Consider the following 24,162-nt stretch of genomic DNA (forward strand, 5'->3'; position numbering starts at 1 on the left):
GTGGCGCAGCGTTATTTTTATAAAAAGAGAGAGAAGCATTACGGCGATTTATTATTTATCGTGAAATAAATCGTTACGCCGTAAATGAGTAAATTCCTGACCGAAGAGTTAGCGTCTCTGATAAATGCGTCGTTATGGATAGCGCCATTAAAACTAAATGAGATCAGTGGCAAATATCGATTAATGGCCCGGATAGGGTCGGGGTCGATATGAGAATCATTGATGTATTGGCAGCCTGAAATTTATTGGTTTTCGAGCCGAGGAATAAAATGAAAAGAAAAATAATTGAAATTGAAGTTAAAGATATCCGCTTCCCTACCTCAAGAAATCTTGATGGCTCCGATGCCATGAACGCCGTTTCGGACTACTCCGCCACCTATGTGACCTTGCGAACCGACTCGGATGACGGGCTGGTCGGCAACGGTCTGACCTTCACCATCGGACGAGGAAACGAGCTGTGCGTGGAGGCGGTGAAATCGCTGTCCCGTTTGTTTGTCCAGGATCGCTATCTGGAAGATATTACCGCCAACTTCGGCAGCTACTGGCATGAGCTGGTGGCGGGCGATTGCCAGCTGCGCTGGGTCGGCCCGGAAAAAGGGGTGATACATCTCGCGACCGCGGCAATTATCAATGCCATGTGGGATCTGTGGGCCAAGAAAGAGGGCAAACCGGTCTGGAAACTGCTGGTGGATATGTCGCCGGAAGAGCTGGTCAACTGCGTCGATTTCAGCTATCTCACCGATGTGCTGACTCCCGAAGAGGCGATCACGCTGTTGCGCAAGGCGTCGACAACCAAGGCGCGGCGCGAAGAGGAGATGCTGCGCGACGGCTTCCCCGGCTATACCACGGCCGCGGGATGGCTGGGCTATTCCGAAGAGAAAATGCGTATGCTGGCGCGTCAGGCGGTTGCCGATGGCTGGACCCACCTGAAGCAGAAGGTGGGGGCGGATATTGAGCAGGATATTCGCCGGGCCACCATTTTGCGCGAAGAGCTGGGCTGGGATTATAAGCTGATGATGGACGCGAACCAGATCTGGAGCGTCGATCAGGCGGTGGAAAATATGCGCCGTTTGGCGAAGTTCGATCCCTGGTGGATTGAAGAGCCTACCAGCCCGGACGACATTTTAGGCCACGCGGCGATTCGCCGGCGCATCGCCCCGATCGGCGTCGCCACCGGCGAACACGCCCACAATCGCGTGATGTTTAAACAGATGTTCCAGGCCGGCAGTCTCGATTTTTGCCAACTGGACCCCGCGCGGCTTGGGGGATTGAATGAGGTATTGGCCGTAATTTTAATGGCGGCGAAATACAATATTCCGGTCTGTCCGCATGGCGGCGGAGTCGGCCTCTGCCAATATTCACAGAATATCGTTTTATTTGATTATATCGCCGTATCGGCGTCGCTGGATAAACGTGTTCTGGAATATGTCGACCATTTGCACGAAAACTTTCTGGAGCCCATCAATATTAAACGCGGCCACTATATGCCGCCCAAAATGCCGGGCTACGGCGTAACCATGAAAGAAGCCTCTGTAGCGCAATTCGAGTACCCGAAAGGTACGGAGTGGCGCAGCTGAAAATCATATTAACCATCGTTATAACAACAGGTTGCATTTAATGCGATGGTTATATTCTACCATTATGAAAATGATAGAGGAGTGGGCCAATGTTACCGTACGATAAAAAAGAAATATTATCGGTGGCAATAAAGAAGTCCGTGAGACGGTTATTACCTTTTCTGGCGTTAATGTATATTCTCGCCTATCTCGATAGAGCGAATATCGGTTTTGCCAAAGAGACGTTTCAAATCGATACCGGATTAAGCACCGCGGCATACGCATTCGGCGCCGGTATATTCTTTATCGGTTATGCCATATTTGAAGTGCCGAGTAATATTTATATGTTTAAATACGGCGCCCGTATTTGGCTTGCCCGTATTATGGTGACCTGGGGCGCGATTTCCGCGCTGATGATGTTCGCCGATTCGGAGCTGACCTTCTATGTCCTGCGCTTTCTGTTAGGCGCATGCGAAGCCGGCTTTATGCCGGGCGTGATGCTCTACCTGACGTTCTGGTTCCCCATTACGGTGCGGGCGAAGGTCGCCGGCTTCTTCTGGTTCGGACCGCCGTTGGCGTTTATTTTAGGCGGCCCCTTATCCGGCGGTTTATTGGCGATGCATGGCGCTTTCGGCCTGCACGGCTGGCAAATCATGTTCCTGGTTACCGGTCTGCTCACCATTCTGGTGGGGATCTGGGCCTATTTTTATCTGGATGACCGCCCGTCCGATGAACGCTGCGCTTGGCTGACGCCGCAGGAGCGCGCGGTGTTGTGCGAAACGATGGCCGCGGAAGAGCGTGAAAAGGTGAGCCACGGTCCGAAAGGCATTTTGCAGGCGCTGCTTGACCCGAAAGTGATCTTCCTGTGTCTGATCGCCTTTACGATTCAGGTCGGCTCGTACGGCATCGCCTTCTTCCTGCCGACCCAGGTCGCCCACATTATGGGGACGAAAGTCGGGTTCTGGGTCGGCGTGGTTACCGGGATTCCCTGGCTATGCGCGCTGCTGGCGGCCTACTACATTCCTCATTTATCGACGATTATCCGCGAACGGCGCTGGGTGGCTTCATTGACGCTGGCGGCCGGCGCGGCCGGGGTCGCGGGGTCGGGCCTGCTGGCCGGCACGCCGATGGTCGCCTTTATCGCGCTATGTATCGGCTGCGCCGGTTTGCTGGCCGTTCAGCCCATCTTCTGGACCTTCCCCACCGGCTACCTGGGGGGCGCGGCGGCGGCGTCGGGCATCGCTTTGATTAACTCGCTGGCGAATCTGGGCGGCTTTGTCGCGCCGAACATTCGCGTCTGGGCCGAATCCGCGTTCAATAGCGACGTCGCCGGCCTCTATCTGCTGGGCGGCATCGCCTTTGTCGGGGCGTTGATGATCCTGGCGGTGTACCGTCTGGGAATCGGCAAACAGGAAGAGCGCGACGATAAAGTGGCATTAAGCCGTACGCAAAAGGCGTGATGGCCTGATAGCCACACCAATAATATTTATTGCACCAATACCGGGGAAAGCACCTCAGCCGATGGCGAGGTGCTTTTTTTGACGCTGCCGCCGGGGATTGACGGCGCCTGTCGTACCCTAAATAACGCCGATCTGTGTATATTCGTTTTGATATGTTGCATGTAGCCTTGTTATCCATGCGGGTCTTTATCCGGAGGCGATCGCCGGCGGCGCGGCGACGATCTTTCCGTGGTTTAATAAGGGAATCATCATGGTGGTAAAAGATAGGCTGCTTGCTCTTTGCGTTGTGATTTTGTGGGGCGTGAATTTCGTGGCGATTAAGGTCGGTCTGCAAGGTATGCCGCCTTTCCTGCTCGCCGGGCTGCGTTTCTCTCTGGTGGCGCTGCCGGCCGTTTTCCTGGTGCCGGCTCCCCGCATCCCTTTACGCTGGCTGCTGGCCTACGGCATGACCATCAGTTTCGGCCAGTTCGCCTTTCTGTTCTGCGCCATCAAGTTGGGCATGCCCGCCGGCATCGCTTCGCTGGTGCTGCAGGCGCAGGCGTTTTTTACGCTGCTGATCGGCGCGGCGCTGCTGGCGGAAAAACTTCGCTGGAACCATATCCTCGGCATGCTGGTGGCCGCGGCGGGGATAGCGGTGTTGGCCGTAGGGCGCACGGACACGCAGACCGCCGCCGGCATGACGCTGACCACGCTGTTGCTTACGCTGGCCGGGGCGCTGTCGTGGGCGTTCGGCAACATCAGCAACAAGGTGATCATGAGCCAAAGCGGCGGCGTAAAGATTATGTCGCTGGTGGTGTGGAGCGCGCTGGTTCCCATCGCGCCGTTTTTCGCCTGTTCGTGGCTGTTCGAAGGCGAAGCGCGAATTGTTTCCAGCCTGGCGAATATTCAGCTCTCTACCTGTCTGTCGCTGCTTTATCTGGCTTTTGCCGCGACCATTGTCGGCTACGGCATTTGGGGCGATCTGCTGGCGCGTTACGAAACCTGGCGTGTGGCGCCGCTCTCGCTGCTGGTGCCGGTGGTCGGGTTAATCAGCGCCGCGCTGTTTCTCGACGAATCCCTTTCGCTATTGCAGATAGCGGGCACCCTGCTGATTATGCTTGGGCTGTTAATCAATATGTTTGGCGCTCGCCTGCGGGCATTGCGCCTGGCGCGGCAGGCCTAGCGTCGCCGTCTGGGGCGGTTTAGCCGCGCTTCTGCCCTGCAACGGGGCGCTTTTACCGTGCGGCCCGATAGAAACGCCCTCTTTTTTTGCTATTCCCCGTTTATTTTCTACGCTTTTACGATTACCCGCGCGGCCCGGCGCGCATGTCTCGTCGGCGTATTTGTGGCGTGAACTTTGCAACGGCACAGCCACGCTTGGCAAATAAAATCAAAAGGGTTACGGAAATGATGATAACAAAAGGAAAATGGCTCGCGTCTTTGACCGCGGCGGCGTTACTGGTCGGCGCCGCCGCGCAGGCCGCCTCCGCCCCGGCGGTGGAGGCGCGCAACGGTATGGTGGTCAGTTCGCAATATCTGGCTTCGCAGATCGGGGTCGATATCATGAAAATGGGCGGCAACGCCATCGATGCCGCGGTCGCCGTCGGGTATGCCCAGGCGGTGGTTAACCCCTGCTGCGGCAATATCGGCGGCGGCGGATTTATGACTATCCATCTGGCGGACGGTACCGACACCTTTATCAACTTTCGCGAAACCGCGCCCGCCGCCGCCAGCGCCGGTATGTATCTTGACGCGCAAGGCAACGTGAAAAAAGGCGCCAGCCTGTACGGCTATCTGGCCGCCGGCGTGCCCGGCACGGTGCTGGGACTGGATACGGCGCAGAAAAAGTACGGCAAGCTGAGCCGCGAACAGGTGATGGCGCCCGCTATCAAGCTGGCGCGTTACGGCTTTGAGCTCACCCGGGCGGATACCGATATTCTGGATACCACCGTCAAGCGTTTCAAGGAGGATCCTGAGGCGGCCCGCATCTTCCTGCGTGCGGACGGCAGCCCGCTGCAGCCCGGCGACAGGCTGGTGCAGCGCGATTTGGCGCAGACCCTGCAGGCGATTGCCGATAACGGCCCGGACGCTTTCTATAAGGGCCGGATTCCGCAGGCGGTGGAGCAGGCGGCGAAACAGGGCGGCGGCATTTTAACGGCCGCCGATTTTGCCGATTATCGCGTTACCGAAACGGCGCCCGTCACCTGTGATTATCGCGGCTATAAATTCGTTTCCTCGCCGCCGCCCAGCTCCGGCGGGGTAACCCTGTGCGAAATTTTGAATATCGTCGAAGGCTACGATATCAAAGCGATGGGCTTCAACTCCGCGGCCTCCGTGCATGTGCTGACGGAAGCGATGCGGCATGCCTATATGGATCGCAACACCTATCTCGGCGATCCGGAGTTCGTTCATAACCCATTGAATCGACTGCTTAGTAAAGACTACGCCGCCGAAATCCGCAGTCAAATCGCGCCGCAAAACGCCACGCCGTCGCAGCAGGTGCAGCCAGGGTTCGGTCCGCATGAGAAGCCGGAAACCACCCACTACTCGATTATCGATAAGCAGGGCAACGCCGTTTCCACCACCTATACGGTGAATGGCCGCTTCGGCGCGGTGGTGATTGCGCCGGGCACCGGCTTTTTCCTCAATGATGAAATGGATGACTTCACCGCCAAAGTGGGGGAGAAAAACCTGTACGGACTGGTGCAGGGCGAACGTAACGCCATCGCCCCCGGCAAGCGTCCGCTCTCATCCATGAGCCCGTCGCTGGTGACCAAGGACGGAAAAGTCTTTATGGTGCTGGGCTCGCCGGGCGGCTCGCGCATTATCACCATCACGCTGCAAACGGCGCTGAACGTCATCGATCACGGCATGGCGCCGCAGGAAGCGGTGGATGCGCCGCGCATCCATCATCAGTGGCTGCCGGACGAGGTTTACTACGAACAGCGCGGGCTGTCGGCGGATACCCTGGCGTTGCTGAAACAGCGCGGCTATAAGATGGTCGAACAGACGCCCTGGGGGGCGGCGGAGCTGATTATGGTCGGCTTGCCCGGCGCCGCCGGCGTGGCGGCCGCCAGCTCCGGCAACGACTCCGCCGTATCCGGTAAAGTGCGCGAAGGCTACCTGTACGGCGCCAACGACATCCGTCGTCCGGCGGGCGCCGCTATCGGTTATTGATGCGGGAGTGAAAATGAGCGCTCCCCGGCAACGCCGCCCGGCGCTGGGGAGCGCTATCAGTTACCGGTTACGCCTGTGAGTGATGGCTGAATTCCCGCACGATAAAATCGACAAAAGAGCGCAGACGCGGCGACAGATGGCGATCGCCATGAAACAGCAGGTGCATCGGGCGTGAAGGCGTTTCATCGCCCGGCAATATGCGCACCAGATCCCCCCGCGCCAGCCCGGCCCGTTTCCCGATGGATAAAGATTTACAATCGGCGTCAATGCTCGGTCGGCTATCGAGTTGCACCGTAATCGATCGCCGACGCACGATCTTTGCGCTTTTCCCTTACCTTATTCTCCCTCTCTCCCTGCAAAATGGCCCTTTTCGCCGCGGATAAAAACTGGCACGCCCCCTGCATTGTTATTTTCATAACATTATTTTTGTCAGTGACAGAAAAATAACATCGGGGCGGAAAATGGCGGAAAAAACGCAATTAGTCGCAAAAATCGAAGCAACTTTTAGCCGGCAAACCCCAAGCGGCAAGCGTATCGCCGCCTGGCTGCTTACGCATACCGATCAGATTCCGTTTGAGACCGCGGATAGCATCGCCAAGGCGACGGGAACCAGCGGCATTACCGTCGGCCGTTATTTACGCAAGCTGGGCTTCCGCAATCTGGAAGATGCCAAAAGCTGCCTGCGCTCCGCGCCGGATATTCCCTACCAGCCCTGGGGCGTGACCGACCGTCTGGATTCATGGCAACAACAGCGCGCGTTGCCGGAGCGTCTTTCCCAGTCGCTGCAGCTTGAGCTGGATGCCATCGCCAAGGTTTATCAGCTGGCCCGCAGCGACGCCTTCGCGCGCGTGAGCCAACAGCTTGCGGAGGCGGAGGCGGTGTTTGTGCTGGGGATTCAATCCACGCGCGGCATCGCCAACGCGTTTTTTAGCCACCTGGAGTATCTGCGCCCGCGCGTCAGCTATGTCGACGGGCTATCCGGCACCTGGGTGGAATCGCTCAACTCGGAGTTTGCCCGTCCCTATCTGGTGGTGACCGATACCCGCGCCTACTCCGCGGTGGCCCGCCAGTACTGCCGCGCCGCCAGCGAACGCAACCTGCCGCTGGCGCTGGTGACGGATATTTGGTGTCCGTGGGCGCGCGATTATCCGATGGATCTATTACAGGTTCACACCGATACCGGCCATTTCTGGGACTCGCTGGCGCCGCTGAGCTGTCTGTTCAATCTGCTGCTTTCGGCCGTGGTGGAGCATCTTGGCGAACGCCTGGCGGATCGTCTGGCGCTGAACCGCCGGCTGCAGCAGGAGTTCGGACAATTTGAACGTTAAACAAGGTCTGTTTATATGATTCAAGATATTGAATTAGTTGATATTTGTTCTTCAATGCCGCAGGTGGGCATCGATATGAAATACGCAACGACGGATAATATTACCGGCCAGACCATTTACGGAGAAAACCGCTGTTTACTCCATCCCGACGCCGCCGACGCGCTGAAGCGCTGCGTGGAAATCTCCGCGCTGGCGGATGTCACGCTGCTGATTTACGACGCTTATCGTCCGCAGAAAGCGCAGGAGTATCTGTGGCTGGCCTGCCCGGACCCGCGCTATGTGATGGAGGTTTCGCTGGGTTCCAACCACAGCCGCGGCACCGCGGTTGACGTCACCCTGATCGACGCCGACGGCCGGATTATGGATATGGGCACCGGCTTTGATGAGATGAATGAACGCTCTCACCCCTATCACCCCGACGTACCGCCTGCGGCGCAGCGTAATCGCCTATTGCTGAACGCCATTATGTTTGCCGGCGGCTTTGTCGGCATCAGCAGCGAGTGGTGGCATTTTGAACTGCCCAACTCCACGCGCTACCCGCTGTTAAGCGACCGTTTTAGCTGTATCGCGCCGCAAAAGACAACGATATCCAACACACTTTGAAGCCAGGAGCACTGCCATGAAGATGACTCACACTGCTGTTTCGCTGTTTCGGCCGGCGCTGATCGCCGTCGCCATCGCCATGAGTACGACGCCGGCTCTGGCGGCGGTGCCGAAGGATATGCTGGTGATTGGCAAGGCCGCCGATCCGCAAACCCTCGATCCGGCGGTCACCATTGATAATAACGACTGGACGGTCACCTATCCGGCCTATCAGCGCCTGGTGCAGTATAAAACCGCGGCGGGAAAAGGCTCCACCGAGGTGGAGGGCGATTTGGCCGAGGGGTGGCAAACCTCCGACGACCAGAGAGTCTGGACCTTTAAGCTGAAGGGCGGCGCCAGGTTCGCCGACGGCGCGCCGGTTACCGCCGACGCGGTGAAATTCTCGTTCGAGCGTTTGCTGAGAATCGGACAGGGGCCGTCGGAAGCCTATCCGAAAGATTTAAAGGTCGAGATCGTCGATCCGCTGACGGTGCGTTTTACGCTGAGCACCCCTTTCGCCCCCTTTCTCTACACGCTGGCCAACGACGGCGCCGCGATTATTAATCCGGCGGTGATGAAAGAGCACGCCGCCGATGACGCCAAGGGCTGGCTGGCCGGAAATACGGCGGGTTCCGGGCCTTACATGCTGCAGCGCTGGCAGAAAGGGCAGCAGCTGGTTCTGGTTCCCAATCCGCATTACGCCGGCGCCAAACCCGCCTTTAAGCGCGTCTCCATCAAGATTATCGGCGAGAGCGCGTCCCGCCGCCTCCAGCTTGCCTGCGGCGATATTGATATCGCCGAGTCGCTGCCCGTCGATCAGATGGCGGCGCTGAAAAAGGAGGGGAAAGTGGCCGTTGACGAATACCCCTCGCTGCGCGTGACCTATCTCTATCTGAATAACGGCAAGGCGCCGTTAAACCAGGTCGATTTGCGGCGCGCCATCTCCTGGTCGACCGACTATCAGGGCATGGTGAACGGCATCCTCGGCGGCAACGGCAAACAGATGCGCGGCCCGATTCCCGACGGGCTGTGGGGCTACGATGCGCAGGCCATGCAGTACGGACTCGATGCGGAAAAAGCGCGCGCCGCCTATGACAAAGTGGCGGATAAGCCCGCCGGCCTGACGTTCCTCTATTCAGACAGCGACCCCAACTGGGAGCCGATCGCCATCTCCACGCAGGCGAGCCTCAAGACTCTGGGGATTAACGTCAAGCTGGAAAAGCTGGCTAACGCCACCATGCGCGATCGCGTCGGAAAAGGGGATTACGATATCGCCATCGGCAACTGGAGCCCCGACTTCGCCGATCCCTACATGTTTATGAACTACTGGTTCGAGTCCGATAAGAAGGGCCTGCCGGGCAACCGCGCCTTCTACGACAACAAAACCGTCGACGAGCTGTTGAAGAAAGCCGTGGCGACCGCGGATCAGGCGCAACGCGCCAAAGATTATCAGGCGGCGCAGAAGATCGTTATCGACGAGGCCGCCTACGTCTATCTGTTCCAGAAGAATTATCAGGTGGCGATGAACAAAGCGGTAAAAGGCTTTGTTTACAACCCGATGCTGGAACAGGTGTTTAACGTGGCGGCGATGAGCAAAGAGTAAATAAGAAGATAAGCCGTGCTTTTTTTCAGGGCCGCGGCCGGCCCTGTTCTTTGACTGGGGGCTTTAAACATGACCTTCTGGAGCATTTTACGCCAGCGCTGTTGGGGGCTAGTTCTGGTGGTGGCGGGGGTGTGCGTCATCACCTTTATTATTTCCCATCTGATCCCCGGCGATCCGGCCCGTCTGCTGGCGGGCGATCGCGCCAGCGACGAGATGGTGCGGCATATTCGCCAGCAGCTGGGGTTGGATCTGCCGCTGTATGCGCAGTTCGTCCGTTATGTCGGCGAGTTGCTGCACGGGGATCTGGGCACTTCCATCCGCACCGGGCGCCCGGTGCTCGACGACCTGCGCGCCTTCTTTCCCGCCACGCTGGAGCTGGCCTTTTTCGCTCTGCTGCTGGCGCTGGCGCTGGGGGCGCCGCTTGGCGTGCTTTCCGCGGTGTACCGCAATCGCTGGCTCGATCATCTGGTGCGCTTACTGGCGCTCACCGGTATCTCGACCCCCGCATTCTGGCTGGGATTGGGGGCGATCGTGCTGTTCTACGGGCAGCTAAATCTGCTGCCGGGCGGCGGTCGTCTGGATGACTGGCTCGATCCGCCGGCGCGTGTCACCGGATTTTATACCCTCGACGCGCTATTGGCGGGAGACGCGGAGGCGTTTTTCAATAGTCTGCTGCATCTGATTTTGCCTGCGCTGACGCTGGCCTTTGTGCATCTGGGCATCGTGGCGCGGCAAATTCGCTCCGCCATGCTGGAGCAGCTGAGCGAAGATTATATTCGCACCGCGCGCGCCAGCGGATTGCCTGCGTGGCGCGTCATTCTTTGCTATGCGCTGCCTAACGCGCTGATCCCCTCGGTCACCGTGCTGGGGCTGGCCTTGGGCGATTTGCTGTATGGCGCGGTGCTGACCGAAACCGTCTTTTCCTGGCCGGGCATGGGCGCCTATGTGGTCTCTTCGATCCAGGCGCTCGATTTCCCCGCGGTAATGGGCTTTGCGGTGGTAGTTTCGCTGGCGTATGTGGTCGTTAACCTGGCGGTGGATCTTCTCTATTTGTTGATCGATCCCCGCATCGCGCGCGGAGGGGCCGAATGATGCTAACCCATGGAACGACGGCCGCGCCGGCTAAGAGCGAGCGCCGGCAACGCTGGGGAAAACGTTTCTGGCTGCTGAGAAGCAGTCCGCTGACGCTGATAGGCGGCGTCATCATGCTTATCATGCTGTCGCTGATGATCTTCTCCCCCTGGCTGACGCCGATGGATCCGAACGCCATCGATCTGGCGGGGCGTTTGCAGCCGCCCTCGGCGCAGCACTGGTTCGGCACCGACGAAGTCGGGCGCGATCTGTTCAGCCGCGTACTGGTCGGCAGCCGGCAATCGGTGGCCGCCGGGCTGGCGGTGGTGCTGTTTTCCGGGGTTATCGGCTCGCTGCTGGGCTGCTTCTCCGGCATTTTGGGAGGCTGGGCCGACGCCTTGATTATGCGCGCGATGGATATCATGCTGTCGATTCCTTCCCTGGTGCTGACCATGGCGCTGGCGGCGGCGCTGGGGCCGAGCCTGTTTAATGCGATGTTGGCCATCGCCATCGTCCGCGTGCCTTTTTATGTGCGTCTGTCGCGCGGGCAAACGCTGGTGGTGCGCCAGCTCGCCTATGTTCAGGCGGCCAGAATCTTTGGCGCCGCCCGTTGGCACCTGATTAGCTGGCACGTGCTGCGCAATGCGCTGCCGCCGCTGATCGTGCAGGCCTCGCTGGATATCGGCACCGCCATATTGATGGCCGCGACGCTGGGGTTTATCGGCCTCGGCGCCCAGCAGCCGACGGCGGAATGGGGCGCGATGGTGGCCAATGGGCGCAACTATGTGCTCGACCAGTGGTGGTATTGCACTTTTCCCGGTTTGGCGATTCTGATTACCGCCGTCGGTTTCAACCTCTTTGGCGACGGTCTGCGCGACCTGCTCGATCCGAAAAGCGGAGGACGACACTAATGCATGACGCTGTTCTGAATATCGATAATTTGCAGTTGAGCTTCCCCATTTATAACGGCGAAGTTCGCGCGCTCAACGCGGTCTCCCTGCACGTGAAACGCGGAGAAATCGTCGGCGTGGTGGGGGAGTCGGGCTCCGGCAAATCGGTGACCGCCATGCTGGCGATGCGTTTGCTGCCGCCCGACAGCTATCGCATCCGCGGCGGCGGCCTTACCCTGCTGGGTCAGGATGTGCTCAACGCCGATGAGAAACAGATGCGGCGGCTGCGCGGGGCGAAAGTGGCGATGATTTTTCAAGAGCCGATGACCGCGCTGAACCCGACGCGCCGCATCGGACGGCAGATGACCGACGTCATCCGCCAGCACCGGCCGCTTTCCCGCGAAGCGGCGCGGGCCAAGGCCGTCGGCCTGCTGAACGATATGCAGATTTCCGATGCGGCGCGGGTGATGGAGCGCTACCCCTTTGAGCTATCCGGAGGCATGCGGCAGCGGGTGGTGATCGCGCTGGCTTTCTCCTGCGATCCGGCGCTGATTATCGCCGATGAACCGACCACGGCGCTGGATGTCACCGTACAGCGGCAGGTGCTGCGTCTGTTGCAGCAGAAAGCGCGCGCCAGCGGCACCTCGGTACTGTTTATCAGCCACGATATGGCGGTGGTGTCCCAGCTTTGCGATCGGCTGTATGTGATGTACGCCGGCCGGGTGATAGAGAGCGGCGTGACGCGGGAGGTGATCGGACGCCCCGTCCATCCTTACACCATCGGTCTGTTGCGCTGCGCGCCGGAAGCGTCGGAACCCCGCGCCGCGCTGCCCGCGATTCCGGGCACGGTGCCTAACCTGGCGTCCCTGCCGGCCGGCTGCGCCTTCTGCGAACGCTGCTTCGCCGCGGACGAGCGCTGCCGGCAACGGCCCGAATTAACGTCTTGCGGCGCCGGCGGCCGACTCGCCGCCTGCTGGCACCCGCAGCTGGAGGCGGAATATGTCTGAGGTGTTGCTTGAATTACAGGATGTGCACGTCAATTTCCCCGCGCGTAAAAACTGGCGCGGAAAAGTGATCGAACAGGTGCATGCGTTGAATGGTCTGGATTTACGCATCGTCCGCGGCGAAACGCTGGGCATCGTCGGCGAATCCGGCTGTGGTAAAAGCACCCTCGCCCAGCTGCTGATGGGGATGCTGGCGCCCGCCGCCGGCGACTGTTTTCGCGCCCGCAGTCCGAACTCATGGCTGGGCAGCGGTATGCAAATGGTGTTTCAAGATCCGCTTTCCTCGCTGGATCCGCGCTTACCCGTGTGGCGCATCATCACCGAACCGGTGTGGCTGCAGAAACACAATAGCGAACGCGAACGGCGCGCGCTGGCGGTGGAACTGGCCGAGCTGGTCGGCATTCGCCCGGAATATCTGGATCGGCTGCCCCATGCTTTTTCCGGGGGACAGCGGCAGCGCATCTCCATCGCCCGCGCGCTCTCATCACAGCCCGATATCATCGTGCTTGATGAGCCGACGTCGGCGCTGGATATTTCCGTTCAGGCGCAAATCCTCAACCTGCTGGTGACGCTACAGCGGCAACGTCAACTGACCTATGTGCTGATTTCACACAACGTGTCGGTGGTGCGTCATATGAGCGATCGGGTGGCGGTGATGTATCTCGGGCAAATTGTCGAACTGGGCGACGCCCGCCAGGTGCTCGGCGCGCCGCGGCATCCCTATACCCGGCTGCTGCTTGATTCCGTGCCGCGCGTGGAGAGCTCGCTGGACGGCGAGATTGAGGATCGAAAAGGCGAACTGCCGGGCAACCGCGTCTTGCCGCAGGGCTGCTTTTTTCGCGAACGCTGCCCGCAGGCGACGGCCGGGTGCGAACAAAAGCAGCCGATGCGCGCGGCGTCGCAGGGCATAGAGGTTCGCTGCTGGCGCGCAGAATAGTTTTTTATCCGACCGGGGAGACCGGATCGGAGGGCGGCGGCGTTATTCTGAACGCCGTCGCCGCTTCCGGCTGAAGGGCGTATGCATCAAGCCCAACGGAGAGTTGGGCTTTGCCGGAGCATATAAGGAAAATGGATCAAATCAGTTTTAATAAAGACATGTCGTAAATAAGATCCTTACGTTCCTCTTCACTGATATCAGCAATAAGCTCATCGAGTTTATTCTCTGACAAGATCCCTGCGATACGAACGCGATGATAGTTTTCCGCCTGCTCCGGCCCCCTGCCTGCTATAAGGACTAGCGTGACGACTTCAAGCATTAGATTTTCAATAGGGAGATCATAGGCGTTATCGAATAGCTCATAGGCATACGCCTGCTCGGATTCGTTATTAGTCCATATTGAACCATGTAAGTTGATGTTATTTATTTTATGTTGGCAATATGTGTAGCATCCATCTAGAAAAGAGGATTTAATTTCTTTGTAATTAATTCTTTCTACGCGCATTTTCCCTCTTCCCGACTTAATTAATGATCTCATCAAAAAATGACATAAAAAATGCTCCTCTGTTGTGGAAGCCGTTATAGCGATCTGTCCTTGATTTAGCGCCCACCTTGTTTTCAAATCAACCAACGAAAGCGAGATCGCTATGACAAAATGACAATACTCCCCCGAATTAGCCGAGTAGTTTTTCTTGTTTGAGTGATAAAAAAACAGCCAGTGTCCTGTAAACTTAAAGGTCTCAGGCTGTAATTCTATCACTTTATCTGCATTTTAACGCAGCCAGAAGGGGGGATCGTTGGGACCTAAAGCATCATACTGTTCTAAAGGCCTATTTTTATCTTCGATAAACCAAGGTAGATCAGATATTACGATTTTTACTGCTTCATATTCATAGCCTGGGTGAGACTTAAACATACTATAATTTATTTCTGCTGATTCAGCACATTCTATGAATGCATCAAAGTAACGAGAAAATACGTCTGATAACCTAGGTTTATTAATATTAAGCTTGCTTCGTTCTGGATCATCCATCATGTCGGAATCCCATTGAATTGAGGCGCTTGGTAAGGTAGCGAAAATTTTTCGTATGTGTTCCATCTGTTCTCTAGCAACAGAAATATCCTTCTGACATAAATATCTTCTGTAAAGTCTATCAAGCAGAAGGCTCCAATCTCTATCTGGGAATTTCCATGCAGTAACCCCTTTGATGCATTCAAAAAAAAGTACAAAATCGTTTCTTGTACCGAGTTCTACTAACAGATCTCCGCCACTAAGCCCTATATTTCTCATTCTGTTTTAAACCTGATTGATGAAAGATTAATTATGCCATTAGACTTTTCAACGATACTCTGCCTGATTATCGCTCTTTGCTGAGGAGTCGCCGCTTGCCCCCGAATATCAATAATGACTTCCTGTTTCATACCCACTGGTAAATTCGCCTGTCTTTCAAGCGCTTGTTTTGACACATTATTAATAAGTCCGTTCTGGTTTTTCGCAATATTATAGTTCTTTACCTCGACACTACAAAGTGTCCCTAAACACCAGTCCGGGCGCACACTACCCGTCGTACCGAAGGGGACTTCTTGCCGGGAATTCCCAATACCTGACCGTTATCGCCGATCAGATTGGCGCCTTCGGCGTTAATCTGGCCGCCGACATTGGCGAGCAGGGCGGTGGTGAAGTTATCCTTAAAACTGCCGCGGTTCATAGCATAAGGCTGTATGCAATAAAGCCCAACGGAGAGTTGGGCTTTGCCGAGACATAAAAGGGAAAGGGATCAAATCAATTTTAATAAAGATATGTCATAAATAAGATCCTGTTTTTCCTCTTCACTAATGTCAGCAATAAGCTCATCGAGTTTGTGCTTTGACAGAATATCTTTAATATCTTCCCGAAGGCTTTTTTCTGCTTGTTCCGGCCCCCTAGTGGCCATAAGAACTAATGTGAGAACATTAAGCATTAAATTTTCAATCGGTAAATCATAAGCGTTTTCAAATTGATAGTACGCATAGCTTATCTCCGATTCATATTCGGCCCACCCTTCACCTCGACGATTAAATGAGTCAAGCTTGTTTCTACAATAGATATAATAATATCTTAAAAAAGAATCTCTTATTTCGTCATAGCTAATTCTTTCGTAGTTCATTTCTTTACTCCTGGTCTCAGTAACACACCGTTGTTATCTCAATCAGGTCCAATCCGACGTCAGGAAGCTGTAACGCGATATGTATGTATCTACATGAAAATAATAATATTTTATAATAAAGTCTATTTTTTGACACAGCCTAAGCGGTCCGAATAGACCGCATATCATATGAGATTCAACTTTGACGTTAATGCCGGTTATTGAATAGAAAGAAGATCAATAAAATTCCTGATCGACTAATCCTTCTTCTTTGATGATATTCAGAAACTTAACATAAGCTTTCTCATCTTTTTCAGAAAGACCCAGTAATAAATCTTCCTCAACAATAGCATGATGAAAAATACCAGGAATTCTATTGTCAAACAAAAAATTACCCGACCAGTTAGGATCCGCAATAGTTACGCGATCTCTGTCTCCTGGTTTCCCCAATTCAAAAACCATTAGTCCTCCTGTGTCTTTAGGAAAAACCCAAAAACACGTTTTATTGTCATACCAATACACGCCGAAAACGTTTAGCAACTCACCATAATAGTTTCTAACTAACATGATACTACCCCTTAAACCTATTATTTATCTTAGATACAATTTTCATGTCATATGCCTTCCCCGTATATTTATTATACTGGTAATGTATTTCAATATTTCCACCACCTGAAAAATTATAATTCATTGTTTTTTTCTGAAAACCTGCCTCAATAGCAAAATGGGGATCTATTTTTTCAGCAGGAAAAATAAGATTTGTTCCTTTCGACGGGTTAGACTTCACTGACTCCCAGAATAGCTGTTCATTTAGGTCGCGCGGCGTTGTTACCTGTATTTAATCTCTATCTTCTTTTTGACTTTGCCTTACAGATTATCTATTTGGCTGTTTCCTTCAATTTCCACCGTCCATCTGGTTTTAGTCTGATCTGCACTTTTTGATACATTTCGCAGGTTGATTATTGATCCATCAACTAATTTTTCCGTCCAGACCATACCTTGACGGGTTTCCTTAAACGCCACGCTGCCGGTCAGCGATTGCGCATAATTGCGGATTTCGCGGTCGCTAAGGATTTTACTATGAATATTGCTAATTTGGTGACTGTTTAAACAGTCACCGATTTAAAAAATATGGTTAAGCCAATATTATTAATATATAAAGAATATCATCTATCATTTTTTTGTGGCTCACTAGGCCACTTTATTCCATTGCAAAATTTTTTATGCCAGTATTTTTTAATATCAATGTCATCTAATCTATCCAAAAAATAAACAAAATCTTTTATTTCTTGGCTTACAGGGATATTTTCTTTGTAAGTAATGTTTGAGAAAATTTCTTGAAATTTCTCTAACTTGTAAAATTCTTCATTACATTGAATAAAATCTTTTTTAGATATTATTTCAATTAGTATTCGGCATTCTTTTTCACTAGCATGTATATATTGTCTCAGTCGCGTTACACTAGACTGATACTCGTTTAATGCAGATTTTAACAACTCTATTGTGATCATTTTATTTTCCTTACCGGCTGAATATGCCACACTTCTTTAGTCGTTGGATTATATATCATTTCTAGGCCAGCCCCTTCGTACTTTAGGAATCCTTCTTTTTTATTTGGATCAGTAGTGACTATTGGTTTACTTTTTAAAATTTCTTCTGCTTGTAAAAATGGAGCCGGACGACCACCAATACCCCATAATTTTTCATAATAAACTTCACTAAATTTGAAGTTTTCAGTCATATAATACTTACCATCAAAAGTAATATAGCGGCCGCCTTTTGTTGCTTCAAGAACTAATCCCATTGATGATAATATGGTAACCGTTTTCTGTAGAGAATCCGTTGAAAAACCACTGTATTTACTTAGTTCTTCAATGAATTGATTACGCGCAAAAATCTGGCTGTCGGAAATGCTGTCGCCGGCGGTATAAGTGAACAACTGCTGCATATCATACCCGGCATAAAGCGGATAATTCCCCGTACGTTGCCGCTCTTTTTGCACCCAGTAGTTGGCGAGCAGCCCATCCTCCTCGCGCGTGGCCGGGTATTTTTTCATCAGCGCTTCATATTGCTGACGCTCGGCTGAGGTTAAAGACTCCTGCGCTACGCAATTGACTTTGCGACAGGATGCGGCCAGCAAGCGTTCTTCTTTTGCCTTATCGCCTTTGGCCAGTTCCTTGATTGCCTGTAGTTCATCAAGATGAAGCTGGCGATTGAAGCGTTCGACAATCTCGCCGGCATTGGCGCCGCTGTTGGCGCCGCTTGCTTTACCGGTCGCTAATGCGCCGGCAAAGGCGCCGGCGACCCGGCTGATTTGCGCCTGTTGTTCCTGCCAGCCTTCGGTTTTGACCAGGTTGTCATTGATGATAATCCCCGCCAGCTCCGCCGCCATTGCGCCGGCCGCCGCGCCCTTGCCGTTGCCGCGTCCGATTTCGGCGGCGACGCCGGCGACGACGGCGTGGCTGAGCGCCTTGCCGGGAATCCCCAATACCTGGCCGTTATCGCCGATCAGATTGGCGCCTTCGGCGTTAATCTGGCCGCCGACATTGGCGAGTAGAGCGGTGGTGAAATTGGCTGTGAAACTGCCGCCGTTGATGGCGGTGCCGACACTGGAGCTGATGACCGATTGACCGGCGACGCGCTGGGCGATTTTGCTCCAGCCTTCATTTTTTATCAGCGCGGGCAGGCGAGCTTTGTCCGGCGAGACGTTGACGTTCATAACCTTGTCGAATCCCGCCAGCGCGCCGCCGATCACCATGGAGGTCGCCAGCGATTTGACGGAATTGCTGTTGCCCAGCGCCTGCAGGGTTTTGGACAGATTGCCCTGGTTTTCAACCAGCGCCACGGCGGCCTGCGACGCCAGCGATGACATCCCGGCGGTAACGGCGCCGTTGGTGACGGCTCCGCCGCCGACGGCGGCCGTAACATTACCCGCCACCGTCGCCGCCAATGAACTGCCGGCGGTGACCGCCGCCGCCGCGATGGCGATCACCGCCGCGACGGCCGGATTCAGGCTCTGGCTCTTGTAATTCCAACTGCTGTAGGCGTCCCTGACTGCGTTCCACTGCACATCGCCGCGCTTGTCGAGGTCTTTCAACCATTCCGTTCCCGACGCGTTGCCCAGCGCCGCCACCGCATTTTGCAGTATCTTGCCGTTCTGCGTTTTCACATCGGCGCTGATGCCGCTGGCGGCATCAATGGTCAGCCTGCCGCCGGTGTAAATGCTCGGCAGTTGCCAGGCGTCTTTGGTGTAGCCTTTGTTGGCGTTCTTGATAAAGAACCCTTTCGAGGTGGTGATGGTCTGCTCGAATGAGGTGTTCTTTACCGCCTTGAAATTGACTTTGCCTTTGGTGCTGGTGAGCCTGGCGTTTTTGCCCGCGTTGATCTTGCTGGCTTCATAGGTGCTGTCGTCGCGGCTCAGCAGGTTGATATCGCCGCCGGCGCTAAACTCCGTCACTTTGTTGGCGACGTTATGGCTGGTTTGCCGAATGGTGGTTTTTTTACCGTACCATTTGCGTTTTGTGGTGGTTTTTTCGTAATGGCTGCTCTCTTCCATCGCCTGGGCATAGAGGAATCCGCCTTTGGCGGCGGCGTCCAGCGTACCTTTGGCGACCAGTCTGGAAGCCTGGAATAAAATGCTGCCATTGGAGAGCAACGTCAGTATCCCGCCGCTGTTCAGTACAGCGTTTTGTTGGCTGACGGATTCGCTATATTCTCTATTTCCTTCGCGATAGATATGATTGGCGACCGCGTTGAATGCCATTTTGCCGCCGGAACTCAGCGTCATATTGCCGCCGGAAGAGAAATCCGTGCCGTTGGCGATAAGCTCGCCATTGGCGGCCAGCGTCAGGTTTTTGCCCGCGTAGATTTTGGCGATAACGTTGCGGTCGTCTTTGTTGTTATCGTTATTGTTATCAATGGCGGAGTAAGGGGTCGCCGGTAATTGCAGGCTATTGCCCGCCAGCAGCGTGGCGCTGCCGTTGGCGGATAAATTGGCGGAGCGGGCCAGTATATCTTTACCGCTGGAGATCGCTAATTGATTCCCGGCGTGGATATTGCTGCTAAGTTCCGCCTGTCTTGAATTAACGAATAGCGATTCAGGTATGGCATTGAATACCCTGGGGTTTAAATTGATATCGGTGGCTGCCGCCAGGCTGATGTCTTTGACCGCGTTAAGGGTAACGCCGGCGATATCCATCGCTTTCCCGGCATTTAATGTGATGCTGCCCGTGGTATTTAGACGGCCCAGTAAGTTAAAGGTATCGTTAAACGCTTTCTGTTTTTCTGCGTCGGTAGGGGTAATGCCCGAGCGTTGCTGATTTAGATATGCATCATCATTTTTAATTATCAGGTTATCGCCGGCCAGCAGCGCGGCGTTCTGGTTTTTCCCGATATTGACGCCGTTTAGGGTGAGATCTTTGCCTGCCTGAAGGGCTAAGTTTCCGGCGGCGTTTAACGTGCTGAGCTGACGCGTTCCGTCTGCGGCATAATGCCGGATAGTATTGTCCGAATAGACGCTGATATTGCCTTCACGACTGGTCAGGCTGATGTCTTTGCCTATGAAACTATTCTGTTTAGCGTCAATCGCATTGGCGGCAAGCAATGAAAGGTTATTTCCTGCTTTTAATGTCCCGTTATTTAGCGTGATGTTTTCTTCGGCGACAAGCGTTAAATCGCCTGTCGCATTGATCGCCTCTTTACTATTAATGTTTTTTGCATGTAATACGATATTTTTAGCATCAAAAACATTTGTCTGTGGTGAGGTGTTCGTTATTTCACCGTACTCTTTTCCCTTTGTTGGTATTATTGAATCGATATTTATGTTTTCTTTTAAATCCAATACGATATTATTCCCTGCAACAATGCCGGCACTAACTAATCCAGTGCTTTTCCAACTGTATTTTGTTCCTGTTTTCTTCCATTCCGATGATCGTTTTGTATAATAATTTGTCTTTTGTTGATATTGACCTTTTTTACCATCAACGGAAACATAATTATTTTCCTCGCCGGAAAGATAGCTGTTATTTTTAAAAGATAACCCGGTTATTATTGTGTCTTTGGCGGATTTTATTGTGCTGGCGGTGTTTTCTACAGCGTTGCTATTTATATAAATATTCTTGCCGGAATGAATGAGCCCGCCCGGCGATGTCGTCACTGGGGAAATTAACGTGCGTTTATTATTGATTACCGGATTCTTTAATAAATCCACATGGCCAAACCATTTCTTTAGATCGGGATCGCTAAATGTGGCTTGCATAACGAACGCTTTCATCGGCCAACCGGGTAATGGGATGGGGATAAGATCAAAGCCGACGTCACTGTCGATAGACGTTGAATCAGGTTCAACATTTTTTTCCTGTATAATTAATTTGTCCCGTACATTCGCCAACTGCTCCGTCCGAATCACCAAATCCCCGGAATTGGTTTTTATCGTCCCGGAACGGTTTTCGACCTTAACGCTTTTATTCCCCTGCGCATCTTTCTGTATCCACATCGAATGATTGGCGTGCATGACGGCCTGGTTGCCGACGTTGCGCACCGTATCGCCGAATATCCGCATATCCCCATTGGAGACAATACTGCCGTTATTGTTCAGCGCGGCGCTCGCCAATGTCATATCACGCCCGCTGCGCAGGTTAATTCCGGCAGCGACATTTGTTTCTCTGGCGCTCAGGTTCAAATCAGTTTTGGCATTGGTGTGACCGAGCTGAATTTTACCGTTGGCGCTCAGCGTGATGTCTTGCTGTGTGCTGGTTAAGTTATTGAGATTGGCGCCCACGCCGTCTTCGGTGGCGACCAGCCGGATACGTTCGGCGTACATGCCGCCCAGCGCTTTGGTGTCCACCGCCAGCGTCGGTTTGGCGCCTTCCCCGGCGATAGGCGTAACCGCGCCGCTTTTAAAATCGACCCGGTTGGCTCCCTGCGTCAGCGTCAGTTTTTTGGCGTTAATCTTGCCGTTTAGTTCGGCGGCGCGGCTGAGGATATCGACATACTCGGTTGTCGCGCCATCCAGTCCTTTGCCGCCGATGGTGATGGCGCCTTTTTTAATCTCCAGCGCGTCGAGCGCGCCCTGTTTATCCAGCAACGGCCTGCCGGTGGTCAGCGTGACGGCCGGCGTGTTGATAAATCCGCAGCCGTCGCAGGTGATGCCGTTGGGGTTGGCGATCAGCACGTTGGCTTTGTTGCCGAACGTCTCCAGTTTGCCTTGCAGGTCCGAGCGGCCGCCGCCGGTCACCTCGTTGATAATCAGCCCGGCGGCTTTGCCTTTGAGATTCGGGTTGGCGCCCAGTTGACCGGCCAACTGCGATTTTCCCGCCGCCGTGGCGTTGTTCAGCACCGCGCCCGGCGCGCCGACGTTGAAGTCCTTGTAACTGTTGTGGGAAACCCCGGCGGCGTTCGGCGTAGCGATATTGACCACTGGCACGTTGCCCGGTTTTACCTGGGTGTTGCCGTTGGCGGCGTTGATGCCGGCGGCGAAGGCCGGGTGCAGCGGCTGTACGGCGGTCAGATATATCAGCAGGTAGCTGAAACCGCGCGTGGCGCGGTTATTGAATTTTTCCATGTAACTTTCCTTGCTTTCCTTTTTGCTGTGTTTGACTCAACGAAAAAAAGCGCTGACCGGCAGGTTGACCTGCCAGTAAACCGCGGCGTTATCCGGGTGCAGTTCATGTGGAAAATGCAGCGGAACGCCGAGCGAAATGGCTTGGTTGATCCGGCGGGAGGCGGCGGACAGCCCCAGCGCGGCGCCGGTCATATTGCCGCCGTCCGCCTGGCCGGTTTGGCCCGCTATCCAGCCGCTGTCCAGCGCGGCGGTTAATGACAAATCACCCAGCAGCGGCAAGGTGGCGAAAGACCAGTTCAGTTCGTTACGCCAGTAAAGGCCGCGGTTGCCGGTCAGCGTCTGTTCTTTAAAGCCCCGTACTGAATATTCGCCGCCCAGCGAGATACGTTCGCCGGCATACAGGTTGTCCGGCGTGGTTTGTCCGTAGGCGGAAGCGAGGAAATAGAGCGAGGGGGCCAGCGGATAGAAATAGCTGGCGCTGAGTGCCAATTTGCGGAACTCGGCGCGCGGCAGTTCGCCGGCGTCGTTGGTCGCGCTCCAGGCGCGTAATCCGCGGCTGAGTACCGGATTAAAAGTGAAATAACCGCCTGCCAGCGAGGCGCTGTAGTTCAGGCCCACGCTGGCGCTGCTCAATGTCGGGCTGTTTACGCCAAGACGTTCTCCCGCCAGTCGATTTTCGGTGCGGCGGCGGTTCAATGCCCCTTCCAGCGCCAGTTTTTGTTTTCCGTCGCGGTACAGCGTGTTGTTGATGCTTAATCGGTGGGCAGCGCTTTGGCCCGTATAAGGGTACGCGTTATTCCCGATGGGAATCGGTTGAAAGAAGTCGTTCCAGGCGTACTGATAAGCCAGCGTCCAGTAGCCATAAGGCAGCGACAGGCCGCCGGATAGCGCGCGGCTGCCGTAACGGTGGCTGAACGCGCCGTCCCGGCCGGCCGTCAGCCACCAGCGATCGGCCAGACGCAGCGGGTTGTCGAGCGCCAGGCTGGCGGAAAGCTGTTCCCGGCCGGTGCTTTTCTGCCCGCTGTTGTCGGCGGCGATGGAAAATTCAACCGGCAACGTATGGGGCGCGCGTTTCAGTACCGCGATAGCGCTCCCCGGCTGTTTCCCCGGTTGAATATCGATAGTGATTTGTTGAGAAGGCAGGCGATTGAGCTGCTCCATACCTTGTTCTAAATCACGTAAGTTGAGGATACGTCCGGTCAAACCGGGAAACGCCATATCTAATGCCGGCGGCGTTTCCCCGTCTAATTCGATGGCCTCCAGCGTACCTTCGCTGACGCTGATGGTCAGCGTACCGCCGGCGAGATCCTGTTCCTGCAAATAGGCGCGGCTGGTGATATAGCCGTGGGTAAGGTAGTGATTGGTGGTTTCCCGCACCGCATGATTAATATCCGTCAGATTCAGACAGCGGTTTTGATAGCGCCGGCGTAAATCGGCTTTATCGCCGGCGGGCAGATGTGTCGCGTCGCTAAAGGCTAAGTGATGAACGGGGAAGCAGGGGCCATCGGCCGTCGTCGCCGTCGTCGCGGGAATATTCAGATCGGCGGCGTTTTCCAGCGATTCGCGCTGCTGGCGGGCCTGCTCAAGCAACGCTTTTTGCCGCTGTTCCAAGGTGTCCCGATCCGCCGGGGTGACGTCATCTATCGCCAGAGATGGAGGGACAACGAAGAACAGCAAGAGGAGGGCTAAAAATGCGCAATACTTACACAAAACAAACGCAATCCTTACGTTAATTTACATTTCGGCGCATTCTACCTAAAGCGAACCTCATTGCTATTAAAAATCATACGGTTAGTAAAATTTAACATAATGATCTTTAAATCATAGGATTTTTGATGATAACGCTCTTTATTTTTAGCTAACTGGCTGGAAAATCAGTAGATATGA

The 24,162-nt window shown here is 54.5% G+C and carries 20 protein-coding genes and 1 pseudogene; 11 read left to right on the top strand and 10 right to left on the bottom strand.

Annotated elements, in window-relative coordinates; translation table 11 throughout:
- Positions 1–269 precede the first annotated feature (269 nt).
- From VSX58_RS11960 to ggt, 4 genes are all read left to right on the top strand, one after another.
- Complete coding sequence (locus VSX58_RS11960; RefSeq protein WP_327618284.1) at positions 270–1,577, top strand: enolase C-terminal domain-like protein; 1,308 nt, start codon at positions 270–272, stop codon at positions 1,575–1,577.
- 89 nt (positions 1,578–1,666) lie between these two features.
- Positions 1,667–3,016, top strand: a complete 1,350-nt coding sequence (locus VSX58_RS11965) for an MFS transporter (RefSeq protein ID WP_327618285.1) — start codon at positions 1,667–1,669, stop codon at positions 3,014–3,016.
- 250 nt (positions 3,017–3,266) lie between these two features.
- Positions 3,267–4,178: an EamA family transporter gene (locus VSX58_RS11970; RefSeq protein WP_327618286.1), complete on the top strand. Its 912-nt coding sequence runs from the start codon at positions 3,267–3,269 to the stop codon at positions 4,176–4,178.
- 227 nt (positions 4,179–4,405) lie between these two features.
- Positions 4,406–6,172, top strand: coding sequence for a gamma-glutamyltransferase (gene ggt / locus VSX58_RS11975; RefSeq protein WP_327618404.1), 1,767 nt, complete (start codon positions 4,406–4,408; stop codon positions 6,170–6,172).
- A gap of 67 nt (positions 6,173–6,239) precedes the next feature.
- On the opposite strand, the gene VSX58_RS11980 is transcribed toward ggt, so the two are convergent.
- Positions 6,240–6,485, bottom strand: coding sequence for a type 2 periplasmic-binding domain-containing protein (locus VSX58_RS11980; RefSeq protein WP_327618287.1), 246 nt, complete (start codon positions 6,483–6,485; stop codon positions 6,240–6,242).
- 148 nt (positions 6,486–6,633) lie between these two features.
- Between VSX58_RS11980 and VSX58_RS11985 the strand changes: the two genes are divergently transcribed.
- The 7 genes from VSX58_RS11985 to VSX58_RS12015 all read left to right on the top strand — a co-directional run bounded on the left by VSX58_RS11985 (position 6,634) and on the right by VSX58_RS12015 (position 13,587).
- Complete coding sequence (locus tag VSX58_RS11985; RefSeq protein ID WP_327618288.1) at positions 6,634–7,500, top strand: MurR/RpiR family transcriptional regulator; 867 nt, start codon at positions 6,634–6,636, stop codon at positions 7,498–7,500.
- Between the two features lie 15 nt (positions 7,501–7,515).
- Positions 7,516–8,103, top strand: coding sequence for a D-alanyl-D-alanine dipeptidase (ddpX, locus tag VSX58_RS11990; RefSeq protein ID WP_327618289.1), 588 nt, complete (start codon positions 7,516–7,518; stop codon positions 8,101–8,103).
- Between the two features lie 16 nt (positions 8,104–8,119).
- A complete protein-coding gene (locus VSX58_RS11995) occupies positions 8,120–9,685 on the top strand; it encodes an ABC transporter substrate-binding protein (protein WP_327618290.1) in 1,566 nt (521 codons plus the stop codon).
- A 69-nt stretch (positions 9,686–9,754) separates the two neighbouring features.
- Positions 9,755–10,777, top strand: a complete 1,023-nt coding sequence (locus VSX58_RS12000; RefSeq protein ID WP_327615275.1) for an ABC transporter permease — start codon at positions 9,755–9,757, stop codon at positions 10,775–10,777.
- Entirely contained in the window at positions 10,774–11,667 is an 894-nt protein-coding gene (ddpC, locus tag VSX58_RS12005) for a D,D-dipeptide ABC transporter permease (protein WP_327618291.1), read from the top strand. The genes VSX58_RS12000 and ddpC overlap by 4 nt, the downstream gene beginning before the upstream one ends.
- Positions 11,667–12,653 (top strand): ABC transporter ATP-binding protein, encoded by a 987-nt coding sequence (locus VSX58_RS12010; RefSeq protein ID WP_327618292.1) that lies wholly within the window; start codon positions 11,667–11,669, stop codon positions 12,651–12,653. The genes ddpC and VSX58_RS12010 overlap by 1 nt, the downstream gene beginning before the upstream one ends.
- Positions 12,646–13,587 (top strand): ABC transporter ATP-binding protein, encoded by a 942-nt coding sequence (locus tag VSX58_RS12015; protein ID WP_327618293.1) that lies wholly within the window; start codon positions 12,646–12,648, stop codon positions 13,585–13,587. The genes VSX58_RS12010 and VSX58_RS12015 overlap by 8 nt, the downstream gene beginning before the upstream one ends.
- 136 nt (positions 13,588–13,723) lie before the next feature.
- On the opposite strand, the gene VSX58_RS12020 is transcribed toward VSX58_RS12015, so the two are convergent.
- From VSX58_RS12020 to VSX58_RS12060, 9 genes and pseudogenes are all read right to left on the bottom strand, one after another.
- Positions 13,724–14,347 carry a hypothetical protein gene (locus VSX58_RS12020; protein WP_327618294.1) on the bottom strand — a complete coding sequence of 208 codons (624 nt, stop codon included), beginning with the start codon at positions 14,345–14,347 and terminating at the stop codon, positions 13,724–13,726.
- Between the two features lie 12 nt (positions 14,348–14,359).
- Entirely contained in the window at positions 14,360–14,878 is a 519-nt protein-coding gene (locus tag VSX58_RS12025) for a hypothetical protein (protein WP_327618295.1), read from the bottom strand.
- 292 nt (positions 14,879–15,170) lie between these two features.
- Positions 15,171–15,299 (bottom strand): annotated as a pseudogene (locus VSX58_RS12030) (DUF637 domain-containing protein); the annotation flags it as partial.
- A 66-nt stretch (positions 15,300–15,365) separates the two neighbouring features.
- Positions 15,366–15,734 (bottom strand): hypothetical protein, encoded by a 369-nt coding sequence (locus tag VSX58_RS12035; RefSeq protein ID WP_327618297.1) that lies wholly within the window; start codon positions 15,732–15,734, stop codon positions 15,366–15,368.
- Between the two features lie 216 nt (positions 15,735–15,950).
- A complete protein-coding gene (locus VSX58_RS12040) occupies positions 15,951–16,280 on the bottom strand; it encodes a hypothetical protein (protein ID WP_327618298.1) in 330 nt (109 codons plus the stop codon).
- Positions 16,281–16,284: 4 nt separating this feature from the next.
- The gene (locus VSX58_RS12045; protein ID WP_327618299.1) at positions 16,285–16,500 is read right to left on the bottom strand and encodes a hypothetical protein; all 216 of its coding nucleotides are present in this window, start codon (positions 16,498–16,500) and stop codon (positions 16,285–16,287) included.
- A gap of 379 nt (positions 16,501–16,879) precedes the next feature.
- Positions 16,880–17,224: a hypothetical protein gene (locus tag VSX58_RS12050; protein ID WP_327618300.1), complete on the bottom strand. Its 345-nt coding sequence runs from the start codon at positions 17,222–17,224 to the stop codon at positions 16,880–16,882.
- On the bottom strand, positions 17,221–22,275 hold the full coding sequence (locus VSX58_RS12055) for a DUF637 domain-containing protein (protein ID WP_327618301.1): 5,055 nt from the start codon (positions 22,273–22,275) through the stop codon (positions 17,221–17,223). Before VSX58_RS12055 ends, VSX58_RS12050 begins: the two co-directional genes overlap by 4 nt.
- Positions 22,276–22,311: 36 nt before the next feature.
- A complete protein-coding gene (locus VSX58_RS12060) occupies positions 22,312–23,985 on the bottom strand; it encodes a ShlB/FhaC/HecB family hemolysin secretion/activation protein (protein WP_327618302.1) in 1,674 nt (557 codons plus the stop codon).
- Between the last annotated feature and the right edge of the window lie 177 nt (positions 23,986–24,162).

The sequence above is a fragment of the Brenneria populi genome, from assembly GCF_036016195.1.
Classification (GTDB): domain Bacteria; phylum Pseudomonadota; class Gammaproteobacteria; order Enterobacterales; family Enterobacteriaceae; genus Brenneria; species Brenneria populi.